Source organism: Brevundimonas sp. BR2-1, assembly GCF_037626195.1.
Classification (GTDB): domain Bacteria; phylum Pseudomonadota; class Alphaproteobacteria; order Caulobacterales; family Caulobacteraceae; genus Brevundimonas.
Genome location: NZ_JARKMV010000003.1, coordinates 1 through 14,275 on the forward strand (window position 1 = coordinate 1; position 14,275 = coordinate 14,275).

Consider the following 14,275-nt stretch of genomic DNA (forward strand, 5'->3'; position numbering starts at 1 on the left):
CCATGCGGTCGGCCTGTACGGCGCGACCGGCGCCGGCGTGGCCGAGCGGGACGGGGTGCTGGACGGCATCGACATCGTCGAATGCACCCTGGGCAAGGCCATCGGCGTCATGGGCGGCTATATCGCCGCCGACGCGGTGATCGTGGACGCGGTGCGCAGCTGGGCCTCGGGCTTCATCTTCACCACCAGCCTGCCGCCGGCCCTGACGGCCGGGGCCCTGGCCTCGGTGCGCTGGCTCAAGGCCCATCCGGAGCTGCGCGCGGCCCATCAGGAGCGCGCCGCCACCCTGAAGGCCCGGCTCGCCGCCGCCGGCATTCCGGTCATGCCGTCCGAAAGCCACATCGTGCCGGTGTTCGTCGGCGACCCGGTGCACACGAAGATGATCTCGGACATGCTGCTGGAAGACCACGGCGTCTATGTCCAGCCGATCAACTATCCCACCGTGCCCAAGGGCACCGAGCGGCTGCGCTTCACCCCCTCGCCCAACCACACCGACGCCATGATGGACGACCTCGTCCGCGCCATGGACGCCCTGTGGACCCACTGCAACGTGGCGCGACTGCCTGCCGTCGCCTGAGCCCCAATACCGCTCATCCCGGCAAATGCCGGGACCTGGATCACAGGGCGCTGAAGGCTGGCGTTTTGCGCGGTTCTCTCTGATGCTTCGTCCGAGTCATGGCGTCTGGGCCCCGGCATTCGCCGGGGTGAGCGGAGTTTGTGGTGAGCGACGATCTTGGCGAGGTGATCCTCGAGACCACCCGCAGCGGCATCTACCTGAAATGCTGCGCCGTGCATGTGGCTACGGGCGTGGAGGCGGTAGCGATCGGCCCTGCACGTGAGCCCAAGGCGGTCGAGAGGTTGGCTGTCGCCAAGCTGAGGCGGGCCCTGAACCGCTGACAGGCTGCTGACAACTCCTGACATCGATGGATGATAGGTCACCAGGACAAGCCCACGGAGTTCCGACATGACCCTGACCGCCGCCTGCCACTGTGGATCCACGAAGATCTCCCTGCCCGGGCCTCCGGACGAGGCCAAGACCTGCAACTGCAGCTACTGCCAGCGCACCGGGGCGGTGTGGGGCTATTATGCGCCCGAGGACCTGACCGTCGTGGCGACGGAGGACCGCGTCTATTCGGCTACCGGACTGAACCTGCATCATTTCTGCGGGACCTGCGGTGGCAATACGCACGGCTTCTCGCCGGACTGGGCCTCGAAATACAACAGCGACGGCACGCTGAAGCCGGGGGAGGCGGAGGGCGTCCCGGAACGGAAGGTCGCGGCCGTGAACCTGAACATGATCGACGATCTCGACCTGTCGGACCTCACCATCCAGGCGATGGACGGACGGAACAGCTGGTAGGCGGATGCGGGGTGCCGGCGGCGGCCGGACCCCAGATGTTGTGGTCGGCGGAACAGGAGCCTAGATAGGTCGCCTTCCGGACCGCCGCTCCTGCCTCGGGGATTATCAGTGACCGCCTTCACCCATGCCGACTATTTCTCGAAGAGCCTCGCCGAGGCCGATCCCGACATCTTCGGCGGGATCCAGGGCGAACTGGGCCGGCAGAAGGAGCAGATCGAGCTGATCGCCTCCGAAAACATCGTCTCGAAGGCGGTGCTGGAGGCGCAGGGCTCGGTCCTGACCAACAAATACGCCGAGGGCTATCCGGGCCGCCGCTACTATGGCGGCTGCGAATATGTCGACGTGACGGAGGATCTGGCGCGCAACCGGGCGAAACAGCTGTTCGGCTGCGCCTTCGCCAACGTCCAGCCGCACTCGGGCGCGCAGGCCAACCAGGCGGTGTTTCAGGCGCTGCTGACGCCGGGGGATACGTTCCTGGGCATGGATCTGGCGGCCGGCGGCCACCTGACCCACGGCTCGCCCGCCAATCAGTCGGGCAAGTGGTTCCGGCCCGTGACCTACAAGGTGCGCGAGGATGACTGCCTGATCGATTACGACCACGTCGCCGAGATGGCGGAGAAGGAAAAGCCCAGGCTGATCCTGGCCGGGGCGAGCGCCTACAGCCGCCACATCGATTTCAGGCGCTTCCGCGAGATCGCCGACTCGGTCGGCGCCTATCTGATGGTCGACATGGCCCACTATGCGGGGCTGATCGCAGGCGGCGTCTATCCGGACCCGCTGCCGCACGCCCATGTGGTGACGACGACCACCCACAAGACCCTGCGGGGGCCGCGCGGGGGCATGGTGCTGTCGAACGACGTCGAACTGGGCAAGAAGATCAACTCGGCGGTGTTCCCGGGCCTGCAGGGCGGACCGCTGGAGCATGTCATCGCCGCCAAGGCCGTGGCCTTCGGCGAGGCGCTCAAACCCGAATTCAGGATGTATGCGAAACAGGTGGTGACCAACGCCCAGGCCTTGGCCGCCGTACTGGTCGAGCGAGGCGCGGCCATCGTTTCGGGCGGCACCGACAGCCATCTGATGCTGGTCGACCTGCGGCCCAAGGGCGTGACAGGCAAGGCTACGGAAGCCGCCCTCGAACACGCGCTGATGACCTGCAACAAGAACGGCGTGCCGTTCGACACCGCCCCGTTCACGGTGACCTCGGGCGTCCGTCTGGGTACGCCGGCGGGCACGACTCGCGGTTTCGGCGTCGACGAGTTCGAGCAGATCGGCCACTGGATCGCCGATGTGATCGACTCCATGAAGGGCACGGACGAGGCGGACACCGGCGTGTCGCAACGCGTGGCGGGCGAAGTGCGTGAACTCACACGCCGCTTCCCGATTTACGGATAACTCTCTGATGAAATGCCCCTTCTGCGGACATCAGGATACACAGGTGAAGGACAGCCGCCCGTCGGATGACGGCGCTGCGATCCGCCGCCGCCGGTCCTGCCCGCAGTGCAGCGGGCGTTTCACCACCTTCGAGCGGGTGCAACTGCGCGAGCTGATGATCCTGAAGCGCAACGGCCGCCGCACGCCGTTCGATCGCGACAAGCTGGAGCGGTCGCTGAATGTCGCCCTGCGCAAGCGACCGGTTCAGGCCGAACAGGTCGAACAGCTGGTCAGCCGCATCACCCGCCAGCTGGAAAGCCTCGGCGAGACGGAAATCCCGTCCTCGACCGTCGGCGACTTCATCATGAAGGCGCTGAAGTCGGTCGATGAGGTGGCCTATGTCCGCTACGCCTCGGTGTACAAGGATTTCCGCCACACGGGCGATTTCGCCCGGTTCCTGGGCGACGAGGGTCTGGACGAAAGCTGATGCGCGTCACCCTGAAACTCGCCACGTCGCTGGATGGCCGGATCGCCACCGCGACCGGTGAGAGCCAGTGGATCACCGGCGAGGCCGCGCGGCTGGAAGGGCACCGGCTGCGGGCCGCCCATGACGCCATTCTGGTGGGCGTCGGGACCGTTCTGCACGACGACCCCGAGCTGACGGCGCGCCTGCCCGGCCGGCCGGTGGATCAGCCGTTGCGCGTGGTTCTGGACAGCCGGTTGCGGACGCCGCCGACCGCCCGGGTGGCGAAGGGCGACAGCCTGATCCTGACCGTCGTGGAGCCCGCGCCGGTCGGCGCCGCCGTCGTCGAACGTGTCGCGGCCGACCACGGTCGTCCGTCCGTCGAAGCGTGTTTTTCGGCGCTGAAGCGCCGGGGCGTGTCGTCGGTGCTGATCGAGGGCGGCGGGCAGGTGGCGGCGAGTTTCCTGCGCGCCGGCGTCGTGGACCGGCTGGAGTGGTTCCGGGCGCCGATCCTGCTGGGCGGAGAGGGGCGGCCCTGCGTGGCGGCCCTTGCGCTGGCCCGTCTTGCGGATGCTCCGAGGTTCAGGCGCCTTGCGGTCGAGCCCTGCGGTGACGACCTGTGGGAACGCTACGAGAGAGTCCATGATTAGTCGCGCGTCCTTAACCGAAAACCGGGTTCCACTTTTCGGGGACGCGCTCTGATGTTCACAGGCATCGTCACGGACATCGGCCGCGTCCGTTCGGTCAGGCAGACCGAACGCGACCGGCGCTATGAGATCGAGACGGCCTGGGACACCGCGGGCATCGATCTGGGCGCCTCGGTCAGCCATGCCGGCTGCTGCCTGACCGTGACGGAGAAGGGGCCGGGCTGGTTCGCGGTCGAGGTCTCGGGCGAGACCCTGTCGAAGACCAGTCTGGGCGACTGGGCCGAGGGCCGTCGCGTCAATCTGGAGCGCGCGGCGAAGCTCGGGGACGAGATGGGGGGGCATGTGGTGTCGGGGCATGTCGACGGTCTCGGCCGGGTGGCGGCGATCGAGCCGGAAGGCGGATCGCACCGGGTCCACATCGAGGTTCCGGCGCCGTTGCACCGTTTCATCGCGCCCAAGGGCTCCATCACCGTGGACGGCGTTTCGCTGACGGTGAACGGGGTCGAGGGGCAGCGGTTCGACGTCAATCTGATCCCGCACACCTGGGATGCGACCACTCTGGGCGGTCTGAAGGTCGGCGATGCGGTGAATCTGGAGATCGACATGCTGGCGCGATATCTCGCGCGGTGGCAGGAGACGGCGTGATGCAATTGGCCGCGAACATGAACGACAGCCCGATCAGCCCCATCGAGGACATCCTCGAGGACGCCCGCAACGGCAAGCCCTACATCCTCGTCGACGCCGAGGATCGTGAGAACGAGGGCGACATCATCATTCCGGCCCAGTTCGCCACGCCGGACCAGATCAACTTCATGGCCCGTCATGCGCGCGGTCTGATCTGTCTCGCCATCACCGCCGACCGGGCCCGCCAGCTGCGGCTGCCGCCGATGGCCGCCGAGAACCGCGAGAGCATGGGCACCGCCTTCACCGTGTCGATCGAGGCGAAGGAGGGGGTCACGACCGGAATCTCCGCCGCCGACCGCGCCCGCACGGTGCAGGTCGCCGCCGACCCGACCCGGGGCGCCGACGACATCGTCTCGCCCGGCCACGTCTTCCCCCTGGTCGCCCGCGACGGCGGCGTTCTGGTCCGCACCGGCCACACCGAGGCGGCGGTCGACATCAGCCGCATGGCCGGGCTGACGCCCGCCGGGGTGATCTGCGAGATCATGAACGACGACGGCTCGATGGCGCGGATGCCCGATCTGGTCGCCTTCGCCCAGCTGCACGGGCTGAAGATCGGCACCATCGCCGACCTGATCGCCTATCGCCGCCGCACCGAGCGGATGGTCGAGCGGGTGATGGATACGCCGTTCGACAGCGTCCACGGCGGACCGTTCCGGCTGATGCTGTACCGCAACGCCATCGAGGGGGTGGAGCATGTCGCCCTGGTCAAGGGCAAGATCGAGCCGGGCAAGCCGACCCTCGTCCGCATGCACCAGGTCGATTTCGCCGCCGACCTGCTTGGCCACGTCGAGGCGCGCCAGGACTATGTGCCCCGCGCCCTGCGGGCGATCAGCGAGCACGCCGGCGCGGGCGTGACCGTCTTCCTGCGCGATCCCGAATTGCATGGACTCGCCGAGCGGCTGGCAGGGGTCGAAAAGCCCACCGCCGTCGACCGCTCGATCCGCAACTACGGAGTCGGGGCGCAGATCCTGCTGGACCTCGGCGTGCGCGACATGATCGTGATGAGCTCGACCCGCCCCAATCCCGCTGCGCTTGAAGGTTACGGCCTGCGCATCGTCGGCTGGCGCGACATGGACGGAGAAGACCAATCGTAAGCGAGCCCGTCCGCGTTCTCATCGTCGAGGCGCGCTTCTATGACGACCTGGCCGACGCCCTGCTGGAAGGGGCGAAGGACGCCCTGCGCGCGCAGGATGTCGAGTTCGACGTCGTCTCGGTTCCGGGCGCGCTGGAAGTGCCGACAGCCATCGCCCTGGCGGTCGAGGCCGGCCGCTATCCGACGGCGCCGCGCTATGACGGCTATGTCGCCCTGGGCTGCGTGATCCGTGGCGAAACCTATCATTTCGAGATCGTCTCGGATCAGTCGGCGGCCGGAATCACCCAGCTGGGCCTGAGCGGCGTGGTGGTCGGCAACGGCATTCTGACGACCGAGGACGAGGACCAGGCCTGGGCCCGGGCCCGCCGCAGCGAGGGCGACAAGGGGGGTGGCGCCGCGCGCGCCTGCCTGGACCTCATTGCCTTGCGCAAGCGGCTGCGCGTAGGACTGGGCGCGTGACCGAACCCGCCAGCATCCAAGCCGTCCTCGCCCAGCTCGCCGAGGCCGAGAAACAGCGCGCAGAGCCGCAGCTGACCAGCCGCCAGCGCCGCGCGCGAACCGTCGCGCGCCTCGCCGCCGTGCAGGCCCTGTATCAGATGGAGCTGGCCGGCGAAGGCGTCGAGACCGTGATCTCCGAGTTCCAGAACCACCGCTTCGACGCCGACATCGAGGGCGAGCCGCTGGCGGAGGCCGACGAGGACTATTTCGCCGGAATCGTGCGCGGGGTCGTCAGCGGCCAGCGGGGCATCGACGACGCGGTCAAGGCGCGTCTGGCGTCGAACTGGCGGATGGAGCGTCTGGACTCGACGCTGCGGGCCCTGTTGCGGGCCGGGGCGTGGGAGTTGCGCGAGCGGCAGGATGTGCCCCGCGAGATCGTCATCGACGAATATGTCGAACTGGCCAAGGCCTTCTTCGACGACGCCGAGGCCAAATTCGTCAATGCGGCGCTGGACGGCGTGGCCCGAGACGCGCGGCCCAAGGGCTGAGGCGGAGATGCCCGCGGTCGACGTCGCCGGCGAGTTCGAAACCATCCGCCGCCTGTTCGCGCCGCTGGCCCATCCCGAGTGGGGACGCGGCTTGCTGGACGATGTGGCTGTCGTGCCTTCGCGCCCGGGCCACGATCTGGTCCTGACCAAGGACGCCATCGTCGAGGGGGTGCATTTCCTGCCCGACGATCCGCTGGACACGGTGGCGCGCAAGCTGATGCGGGTGAATCTGTCGGATCTGGCCGCCAAGGGGGCGGAGCCGTTCGGCTACCTGCTGGCCTGCCACTGGTCCGGGCGGTGCGGCTGGCCCGAGCGGATGGCGTTTTGCGACGGCCTGCGGGTCGACCAGAAGGCGTTCGGCGTGGCCCTGCTGGGCGGGGATACGGTGGCGACGCCCGGACCGGCGAGCTTTTCCATGACCATGCTGGGCTGGGTCCCCAAGGGGCGGACTGTCGGACGGGCAGGGGCGCGGCCGGGCGATCTGGTGTTCGTGACGGGCGCGATCGGCGACGGCTGGCTGGGGCTGGAGGCGGTGCAGGGCAGGCTGTCGCTGGAGCCCGAGCGGATGGCGGCCCTGTCCGACCACTACCGCACGCCCATGCCGCGCATCGAGTTCGCCGGGGCCGTGCGGGACATGGCCAGCGCCTCGATCGATGTCTCGGACGGGCTGATCGCCGATCTGGCCCATGTGGCCGAGGCCAGTCGGGCAGGCATCGAGATCGATCTGGAGAGCGTGCCCCTGTCCGCGGCCGGTCAGGCCTGGTTCGATGGACGGGTCGATGAGCAGGCGGCGCTGGAGAAGCTGGTCACGGGCGGCGACGACTATGAGATCGCCTTCACCGCAAGGCCACGCGACGAGGCGGCCATCCGACGCGAGGCCGAACGCCGCCATCTGCGCCTGACGAGGATCGGGCGGGTGACGGCGGGGCAGGGAGTGGTGGCCCGGTTCGGCGGCAAGCCGGTCGCGTTCGAAAGACCGGGCTTCACCCACGGCTGACAACGAAATCTCAAGGCGTGGCGGTCAAGGTGCCGTCATGCGCCGTCGTGATCTCATCGCCGCCTCCGCCGCCCTGCCGGTTCTCGCCGCCGGGAGCGAAGTCCTGGCCAGCGACCGGCCGGCGCCGGGCGGAGCCAGCATCAGCATGGCCGGCGTGGGCCTGCCGATCATCGCGGGCGGGCGGCTGCGCAACTATGTCTTCGTGTCGCTGAGACTGCATCTGGGCGGATCGGCGACCCCCGAATCGATGCGGTCGAAAGAGGCCTTCCTGCGCGACGCCCTCGTGCGTGCGGGTCATCGGACGCCGTTCACGGTTCCGGACGACTGGACCGTCATCGACACCGCCGCCCTGTCGGCCAGTCTGGTGCGTTCGGCCGCCGCGATCGCCGGCCGGGGCTCGGTCACGCGAGTCGAGATCGTCAGCCAGGCGCCCCGCCGCCGCACGGGCGTCGCCGCCGGCTGAACTTCGTTCACCAACGCTGTTGCGTCGGCCCCCGGCATTTGGCACGTTTCCGCCGCAATTCCCCAAGGACGCAACCTGCGTCCGGTGCGCACGGGGGGACCGGAAGGCGGACAGAGGCGAATAACGCCCGCCGCGCCAAGGAACCGGGCGCCTGAACACACAGGGTTTGGAAACGCCATGAGTAACTATCTGTGGCTGGTCATCGCCGCAGGCGCACTGGGAGTCCTGTACGGACTGATCCAGACCGCCGCGCTGATGAAGGCCAGCACCGGCAACGACAAGATGCGCGAGATCGCCGCGGCGATCCAGGAAGGGGCCTCGGCCTATCTGCGCCGGCAATACACCACCATCGGCATGGTCGGGGTCGTGATCCTGATCGCGGCCTGGCTTCTGATCGGCCCGTACGCGGCCATCGGCTTCGTCATCGGGGCGGTGCTTTCGGGCCTGGCCGGTTTCGCCGGCATGCTGATCTCGGTCCGGGCCAACGTCCGCACCGCGCAGGCGGCGTCGGAGAGCCTGGCCAAGGGTCTGGACCTGGCCTTCCGCTCGGGCGCCATCACCGGCATGTTCGTGGCGGGGGGCGCGCTTCTGGGCGTGGCCGGCTACTACGCCTTCCTGACCGCCGGCGCGGGCTTCGAGAGCACCAGCCGCGAGGTCATCGACGGCCTGGTCGCCCTGGGCTTCGGCGCCTCGCTGATCTCAATCTTCGCCCGTCTGGGCGGCGGCATCTTCACCAAGGGCGCCGACGTGGGCGGCGACATGGTGGGCAAGGTCGAGGCCGGCATCCCCGAGGATGACCCCCGCAACGCCGCGACCATCGCCGACAACGTGGGCGACAACGTCGGCGACTGCGCCGGCATGGCCGCCGACCTGTTCGAGACCTATGCGGTGACGACGGTGGCGACGATGGTGCTGGCGGCGATCTTCTTCCGCGACCAGCCCTATGTCGAAACCATGATGCTGCTGCCGCTGGCCATCTGCGGCGTCTGCATCCTGACCTCGATCATCGGCAGCTTCTTCGTCCGCCTGGGCAAGAAGCAGAACATCATGGGCGCCCTGTACCAGGGCCTGATCGTCACCGGCGTTCTGTCGATCGGCGCCGTCTGGCTGGTGATCGAGCAACTGCTGCCCGGCAATGCGATGATCCAGCCGGTCAACGGCGAGGCCATTTCGGCCATGAACCTGTTCTGGTCCGGCATGGTCGGTCTGGGCGTCACCGCGGCCATCGTGGTGATCACCGAATACTACACCGGCTCCAACTTCCGTCCGGTCCGTTCGGTGGCCAACGCCTCGGTTTCGGGCCACGGTACGAACGTCATTCAGGGTCTGGCCGTTTCGCTGGAATCGACCGCCCTGCCGGCGCTGACGATCATCGTCGGCATCATCGCCAGCTATCAGCTGGCGGGCCTGTTCGGCATCGCCATCGCCACCACGACCATGCTGGGCGTGGCGGGAATGATCGTGGCGCTGGACGCCTTCGGTCCGGTCACCGACAACGCCGGCGGCATCGCCGAGATGGCGGGGCTTCCCCCGGAAGTCCGTCACTCGACCGACGCCCTCGACGCCGTGGGCAACACCACCAAGGCGGTGACCAAGGGCTATGCGATCGGCTCGGCCGGCCTGGGCGCCCTGGTGCTGTTCGCGGCCTATACCTCCGACCTGGAGTATTTCGCCGCCAATCCGGACCTGTATCCGTTCTTCGCCAACATGGGCGAGGTCGCCTTCGACCTGACCAATCCGTACGTCGTCGTCGGCCTGCTGTTCGGAGGGCTGCTGCCCTTCCTGTTCGGCGGCATGTCGATGATGGCCGTGGGCCGGGCCGCTGAATCGGTCGTGGCCGAGGTCCGTCGCCAGTTCCGCGAGAACCCGGGGATCATGACCTATGAGGTCAAGCCCGAGTACGGCCGCGCGGTCGACATCCTGACCAAGGCGGCGATCCGCGAGATGATCGTACCGTCGCTGCTGCCGGTGCTGTCGCCGATCGTGCTGTTCGTGGCCATCCTGTTCCTGTCGGACAAGGCGGACGCGTTCGCGGCCCTCGGCGCCATGCTGATGGGCGTGATCGTCACCGGCCTGTTCGTCGCCATCTCGATGACCTCGGGCGGCGGCGCCTGGGACAACGCCAAGAAGGTGATCGAGGAGGGCTTCACCGACAAGAACGGCGTCGTTCACGGAAAGGGATCCGAGGCTCACAAGGCCGCGGTGACCGGCGACACCGTCGGCGATCCCTACAAGGACACCTCCGGCCCGGCGGTGAACCCGATGATCAAGATCACCAACATCGTCGCCCTGCTTCTGCTGGCGGTGCTGGCGAGCGGCAAGATCGTCTGATCGCGATCGGCCTCTCCGGTTCGCCGGAGGGGCCGGCCATCGAAACGAAAGAGGCCCCGGAGATCGCTCTCCGGGGCCTTCTTCGTCTGCTCGGGCAGAAGTCCTATTCGCGGCGCTGCTGGCCCGGGGTGTCCTCGTCCGTGCGGGGCAGCTGGCCGCGGCCGACGTTGCCGAGCAGCTGCTCGAGGATGGTCAGCTGGCGACCGCGGGTCGGGGTCTCGCGGCCGTTCATGGCCACGACGCGCCCGTCCTCGAGGCCGAGGTTATTCACCGCCGACACCTGCCCGGCGTCATTGAAGGTGATCTCGGTCACCGACCGCTGGGTCACCTGCGGGCGGTTGTAGGTGTATTTCTCGGTGACCTGGCTGATGTAGTACCAGACGTTGTCGCGCTCGAAGGTCGAGGTCGTCGAGGGCGTGCCCAGTTTGGTCAACACCGTCTGTTTGGTGTCCGTGCCGGCGACGATGTCGGCCGGCTTGGCGTCGATCGCCTGGAAGCCGTTCTGACCGATCACCGGAGCGCACGCAGCCGTCAGGGCGGTGGCCGACAGGACGACGATAAGGAGCTTGGAACGGAGCATTTGCGGCGCCTGCGACTTCAACAAGGTCTTTGACCTAACCGGACCCGAGCCTTAGTTCAACGGCGCGGCGGAAAAGGGGCCGTATGACCATGCTTCAGAATCTGTTCCGTACCCGTCCCCGAGAGCGTCTGGGCCAGCCGCTGTATGAACTGGCGGTGCGCCAGGCCCGCAAACCGGGCTTCTATACGCAGCTGGGCGTCGCCGACCGCATCGATGCGCGGTTCGAGCTCTACACCCTGCATGTGCTGCTGCTCGTCATGCGCCTGCGCGATGAGGGCGAGCGCGGGGCGCAGGCCGGGCAGGACCTGTTCGACACCTATGTCTCTGCGCTGGACCACGCCCTGCGCGAACTGGGCGTCGGCGACATTTCGGTGGGCAAGAAGATGCGCAAGCTGGGCGAGGCCCTGTACGGCCGGATGACCGCCTGGGAAGCGCCGCTGCGCGACGGTGACGCCGCGACCTTGTCGGCCGGGCTGGCGCGTAACATTTACGAGAGCGAGGACGCGGCGACCGGCGTCAGGCTGGCGGACTACGCGCTGATCAGCCGGGCCCGTCTGGCGGCGCAGGATTTCGACGCCGTCGTCGCTGGTCCCGACTGGGCGGAGGTAAACCCATGAGTGTTCCCGGCCTTCCCTACAGCGAGCCCGTTCGCCTCCATCAGGTGGCCGGCGGGGTGAAGCGGACGCTGGAGCCCGACGCGGCGGCCCGGGCGCGGATCGCCAAGGCGCTGGATCTGGCCTCGCTCGACTCCTTTAAGGCGGACATGGATCTGGCTCCCACCGCAGCGGGCTGGCGCCTGTCCGGGCGGGTCCGCGCCAGCCTGGCCCAGACCTGCGGCATCACCCTGGAGCCGCTGCCTGTCGAGATCGACGCGCCGTTCTCGATTTCCCTCGCGGAGGCCGTGGACGAGGATTCGGACGAGATCATCATCACCCTGGACGACGAATCGCCCGACCTGATCGAGGACGGCCAGATCGACCTGGGCCAGTATGCGGTGGAACAGCTGGCGTTGCGGCTTGATCCATTCCCCCGCAAGCCGGGCGCCGAGTTCGTCCAGCCGCCGGAACCCGCCGAAATCTCGCCCTTCGCGGTGCTGAAACAACTTCGGCCTTCCAACGACGGTTGACGCAGCGTCGGCGCGGTTGCATCCCCCCGCTGCGGCGCTATCGTCGCCTCACTGACAAGCGCCGCACGGACGGCGCGACGGAGTCGAAACGGCTTGTCATCCCCGATCCTGATTTCGCTCGACGCCATGGGCGGAGACCACGGCCCATCCGTCGTGGTCGGCGGCGTTCGCGAGTACCGCAAACGCCACGGCGGCGAGGGCGTGCGCTTCCTGCTGCATGGCGACGAGACGGCGATCCGGGCCGAGATGGCCAGATGCGCGCTGACGGAAGACGTCTGCATCGTCCGGCACACCGACAAGATGGTGGCCATGGACGAAAAGCCGGCCCAGGCCATGCGCCGCGGCAAGGGCTCGAGCCTGTGGAACGCCATTGAAGCCGTGAAGTCGGGCGAGGCCGGAGCGGTCGTATCGGCCGGCAACACCGGCGCCCTGATGGCGATTTCCAAGCTGTTGCTGCGCATGTCGGCGCCCGGCCTGGAGCGGCCGGCCATTGTGGCCGGCTGGCCGACTCCGAGAGGCGTCACGGCCGTGCTCGACGTCGGGGCCAATGTCGAGAGCGACGCGGCCCAGCTGGTCGAGTTCGCCATCATGGGCGAGGCGTTCATGACGGCCGTTCACGGCATCGCCAGGCCGACCATCGGCATTCTGAACGTCGGCTCAGAGGACATGAAGGGGCACGAGGAGGTGCGCGAGGCGGCGCGCCTGCTGCGGGAGGGCGGCTTCGGACTGGACTATTTCGGCTTCGTCGAGGGCACGGACATCGCCAAGGGCACGGTGGATGTGATCGTGACAGACGGTTTCACCGGCAATATCGCGTTGAAGACGGCCGAAGGCGTGGCCAAATTCATCGCGGGGCTGCTGAAGGAGGCGCTGGGCTCCAGCCTGACGTCAAAGGCCGGCGCGGTGCTGGCCATGCCGGCGCTGAAGCGCATGAGCCGGAAGATCGACCCCAACGCCAATAACGGCGGGCCATTGCTGGGCCTGAACGGCATTGTCGTGAAAAGCCACGGCGGGGCGACCCCGGGCGGCTTCGGCGCCGCCATCCGGGTAGCGGTCGAACTGGCCCGCAGCGACTATCTGATCAAGGTCAGCCAGAGCTTCAACCGCCTGACCGCCGTCCTCGAACAGCCGCCCGCACCCCCTGCGGACCCGGCCATGGAGACTTCCCAGTGAGCGTCATTCGCAGCGCCGTGACCGGCGTCGGCTCCTTTCTGCCGGAACAGGTCGTGACCAACGCCGACCTGGCGAAGATCGTCGACACCTCCGACGAGTGGATCCAGGAGCGGACCGGCATCCGTCAGCGGCACAAGGCCCGCGACGACCAGCCGACCAGCGATCTGGCAGTCGAGGCGGCGAAGAAGGCCCTGATCGACGCCGGCCGGACGGCGGCCGAGGTCGACATGATCATCGTCGCCACGACGACGCCCGACATGACCTTCCCCTCGGTAGCCTCGATCGTGCAGCGCAAGATCGGCGCGCCGACCTGTATCGCCTTCGACGTCCAGGCGGTGTGTTCGGGCTTCGTCTACGCCCTGGGCGTCGCCGACGGGTTCGTCGCGCGCGGCCTGTCGAAATGCGCCCTGGTCATCGGCGCCGAGGAGATGACCCGGCTGATGGACTGGACCGACCGGTCGACCTGCGTCCTGTTCGGCGACGGGGCCGGCGCGGTCGTCGTCGAGCCGCGCGAAGGGCAGGGGACCAAGGAAGACCACGGCCTGCTCGGCTTCGCCCTGCGCAGCGACGGGACCAAGACCGACCTGCTGTACGTCGACGGCGGCCCGGCCACCACGGGGACGGTCGGCCATCTGCGCATGGCGGGAAATCAGGTCTTCCGCCACGCCGTGGTCAATATCGCCGAAGCCATCACCGCCTGCTGCGCCGCCTCGAACATCGAGATCGCGGACGTCGACTGGTTCGTGCCGCACCAGGCCAACCAGCGCATCATCAAGGGCGTCGGCGACCGGCTGGGGCTGGATGAGAACAAGGTCATCTCGACCGTCGCCATGCACGCCAACACCTCGGCCGCCTCGATCCCGCTGGCCCTGGACGCGGCCATCCGTGACGGCCGCATCAAGCGCGGCGACCTGGTCCTGCTGGAGGCCATGGGCGGCGGTCTGACCTGGGGCGCCTGCGCCTTTCGTCTGTAGGGCGTATTTCCGGCTTTCCATTTGACG

The 14,275-nt window shown here is 68.1% G+C and carries 18 protein-coding genes; 17 read left to right on the forward strand and 1 reads right to left on the reverse strand.

What is annotated here, in order from left to right:
- The 13 genes from BrevBR_RS12765 to BrevBR_RS12825 all read left to right on the forward strand — a co-directional run.
- Positions 1 to 577, forward strand: a 577-nt coding sequence (locus tag BrevBR_RS12765) for an aminotransferase class I/II-fold pyridoxal phosphate-dependent enzyme (protein WP_340001202.1), incomplete at its 5' end; no start/stop codon positions are given.
- Between the two features lie 143 nt (positions 578 to 720).
- Positions 721 to 897 carry a DUF6898 family protein gene (locus BrevBR_RS12770; RefSeq protein WP_340001203.1) on the forward strand — a complete coding sequence of 59 codons (177 nt, stop codon included), beginning with the start codon at positions 721 to 723 and terminating at the stop codon, positions 895 to 897.
- 67 nt (positions 898 to 964) lie between these two features.
- Entirely contained in the window at positions 965 to 1,360 is a 396-nt protein-coding gene (locus BrevBR_RS12775; protein ID WP_340001204.1) for a GFA family protein, read from the forward strand.
- Positions 1,361 to 1,468: 108 nt separating this feature from the next.
- The gene (glyA, locus tag BrevBR_RS12780; protein ID WP_340001205.1) at positions 1,469 to 2,752 is read left to right on the forward strand and encodes a serine hydroxymethyltransferase; all 1,284 of its coding nucleotides are present in this window, start codon (positions 1,469 to 1,471) and stop codon (positions 2,750 to 2,752) included.
- A gap of 7 nt (positions 2,753 to 2,759) precedes the next feature.
- Entirely contained in the window at positions 2,760 to 3,218 is a 459-nt protein-coding gene (nrdR, locus tag BrevBR_RS12785; protein WP_056614424.1) for a transcriptional regulator NrdR, read from the forward strand.
- Complete coding sequence (locus BrevBR_RS12790) at positions 3,218 to 3,844, forward strand: RibD family protein (protein WP_340001206.1); 627 nt, start codon at positions 3,218 to 3,220, stop codon at positions 3,842 to 3,844. Before nrdR ends, BrevBR_RS12790 begins: the two co-directional genes overlap by 1 nt.
- A gap of 51 nt (positions 3,845 to 3,895) precedes the next feature.
- Positions 3,896 to 4,486 carry a riboflavin synthase gene (locus BrevBR_RS12795; protein WP_340001207.1) on the forward strand — a complete coding sequence of 197 codons (591 nt, stop codon included), beginning with the start codon at positions 3,896 to 3,898 and terminating at the stop codon, positions 4,484 to 4,486.
- Positions 4,486 to 5,619, forward strand: coding sequence for a 3,4-dihydroxy-2-butanone-4-phosphate synthase (gene ribB / locus BrevBR_RS12800; protein WP_332640335.1), 1,134 nt, complete (start codon positions 4,486 to 4,488; stop codon positions 5,617 to 5,619). Before BrevBR_RS12795 ends, ribB begins: the two co-directional genes overlap by 1 nt.
- Positions 5,613 to 6,077 carry a 6,7-dimethyl-8-ribityllumazine synthase gene (gene ribH / locus BrevBR_RS12805; protein ID WP_340001458.1) on the forward strand — a complete coding sequence of 155 codons (465 nt, stop codon included), beginning with the start codon at positions 5,613 to 5,615 and terminating at the stop codon, positions 6,075 to 6,077. The genes ribB and ribH overlap by 7 nt, the downstream gene beginning before the upstream one ends.
- Entirely contained in the window at positions 6,074 to 6,604 is a 531-nt protein-coding gene (gene nusB, locus BrevBR_RS12810; protein WP_332640336.1) for a transcription antitermination factor NusB, read from the forward strand. Before ribH ends, nusB begins: the two co-directional genes overlap by 4 nt.
- A 7-nt stretch (positions 6,605 to 6,611) precedes the next feature.
- Positions 6,612 to 7,601: a thiamine-phosphate kinase gene (gene thiL, locus BrevBR_RS12815; RefSeq protein ID WP_340001208.1), complete on the forward strand. Its 990-nt coding sequence runs from the start codon at positions 6,612 to 6,614 to the stop codon at positions 7,599 to 7,601.
- Positions 7,602 to 7,638: 37 nt separating this feature from the next.
- Positions 7,639 to 8,064 (forward strand): hypothetical protein, encoded by a 426-nt coding sequence (locus BrevBR_RS12820; RefSeq protein ID WP_332640338.1) that lies wholly within the window; start codon positions 7,639 to 7,641, stop codon positions 8,062 to 8,064.
- Positions 8,065 to 8,241: 177 nt separating this feature from the next.
- Positions 8,242 to 10,395: a sodium-translocating pyrophosphatase gene (locus BrevBR_RS12825; protein ID WP_340001209.1), complete on the forward strand. Its 2,154-nt coding sequence runs from the start codon at positions 8,242 to 8,244 to the stop codon at positions 10,393 to 10,395.
- Between the two features lie 103 nt (positions 10,396 to 10,498).
- Here BrevBR_RS12825 and BrevBR_RS12830 read toward each other — a convergent pair whose 3' ends face one another.
- Positions 10,499 to 10,975, reverse strand: a complete 477-nt coding sequence (locus BrevBR_RS12830; protein ID WP_340001210.1) for an outer membrane protein assembly factor BamE — start codon at positions 10,973 to 10,975, stop codon at positions 10,499 to 10,501.
- An 83-nt stretch (positions 10,976 to 11,058) separates the two neighbouring features.
- On the opposite strand from BrevBR_RS12830, the gene BrevBR_RS12835 reads away from it, so the two are divergent.
- The 4 genes from BrevBR_RS12835 (at position 11,059) to BrevBR_RS12850 (ending at position 14,248) form a co-directional block, all read left to right on the forward strand.
- Positions 11,059 to 11,592 (forward strand): ubiquinol-cytochrome C chaperone family protein, encoded by a 534-nt coding sequence (locus BrevBR_RS12835; RefSeq protein WP_332640341.1) that lies wholly within the window; start codon positions 11,059 to 11,061, stop codon positions 11,590 to 11,592.
- Complete coding sequence (locus BrevBR_RS12840; RefSeq protein ID WP_340001211.1) at positions 11,589 to 12,101, forward strand: YceD family protein; 513 nt, start codon at positions 11,589 to 11,591, stop codon at positions 12,099 to 12,101. Before BrevBR_RS12835 ends, BrevBR_RS12840 begins: the two co-directional genes overlap by 4 nt.
- A 93-nt stretch (positions 12,102 to 12,194) precedes the next feature.
- Positions 12,195 to 13,274 carry a phosphate acyltransferase PlsX gene (plsX, locus tag BrevBR_RS12845; protein ID WP_332640343.1) on the forward strand — a complete coding sequence of 360 codons (1,080 nt, stop codon included), beginning with the start codon at positions 12,195 to 12,197 and terminating at the stop codon, positions 13,272 to 13,274.
- Entirely contained in the window at positions 13,271 to 14,248 is a 978-nt protein-coding gene (locus BrevBR_RS12850; RefSeq protein ID WP_332640344.1) for a beta-ketoacyl-ACP synthase III, read from the forward strand. Before plsX ends, BrevBR_RS12850 begins: the two co-directional genes overlap by 4 nt.
- Positions 14,249 to 14,275 lie beyond the last annotated feature (27 nt).

What these genes read in the sequence shown, in the direction of transcription:
- BrevBR_RS12775 (WP_340001204.1), top strand. Translation starts at nt 965, where the DNA reads ATGACCCTGACCGCCGCCTGCCACTGTGGATCCACGAAGATCTCCCTG.
- nrdR (WP_056614424.1), top strand. Translation starts at nt 2,760, where the DNA reads ATGAAATGCCCCTTCTGCGGACATCAGGATACACAGGTGAAGGACAGC.
- BrevBR_RS12790 (WP_340001206.1), top strand. Translation starts at nt 3,218, where the DNA reads ATGCGCGTCACCCTGAAACTCGCCACGTCGCTGGATGGCCGGATCGCC.
- BrevBR_RS12795 (WP_340001207.1), top strand. Translation starts at nt 3,896, where the DNA reads ATGTTCACAGGCATCGTCACGGACATCGGCCGCGTCCGTTCGGTCAGG.
- ribB (WP_332640335.1), top strand. Translation starts at nt 4,486, where the DNA reads ATGCAATTGGCCGCGAACATGAACGACAGCCCGATCAGCCCCATCGAG.
- thiL (WP_340001208.1), top strand. Translation starts at nt 6,612, where the DNA reads ATGCCCGCGGTCGACGTCGCCGGCGAGTTCGAAACCATCCGCCGCCTG.
- BrevBR_RS12820 (WP_332640338.1), top strand. Translation starts at nt 7,639, where the DNA reads ATGCGCCGTCGTGATCTCATCGCCGCCTCCGCCGCCCTGCCGGTTCTC.
- BrevBR_RS12825 (WP_340001209.1), top strand. Translation starts at nt 8,242, where the DNA reads ATGAGTAACTATCTGTGGCTGGTCATCGCCGCAGGCGCACTGGGAGTC.
- BrevBR_RS12830 (WP_340001210.1), bottom strand. Translation starts at nt 10,975, where the DNA reads ATGCTCCGTTCCAAGCTCCTTATCGTCGTCCTGTCGGCCACCGCCCTG.
- BrevBR_RS12835 (WP_332640341.1), top strand. Translation starts at nt 11,059, where the DNA reads ATGACCATGCTTCAGAATCTGTTCCGTACCCGTCCCCGAGAGCGTCTG.
- BrevBR_RS12840 (WP_340001211.1), top strand. Translation starts at nt 11,589, where the DNA reads ATGAGTGTTCCCGGCCTTCCCTACAGCGAGCCCGTTCGCCTCCATCAG.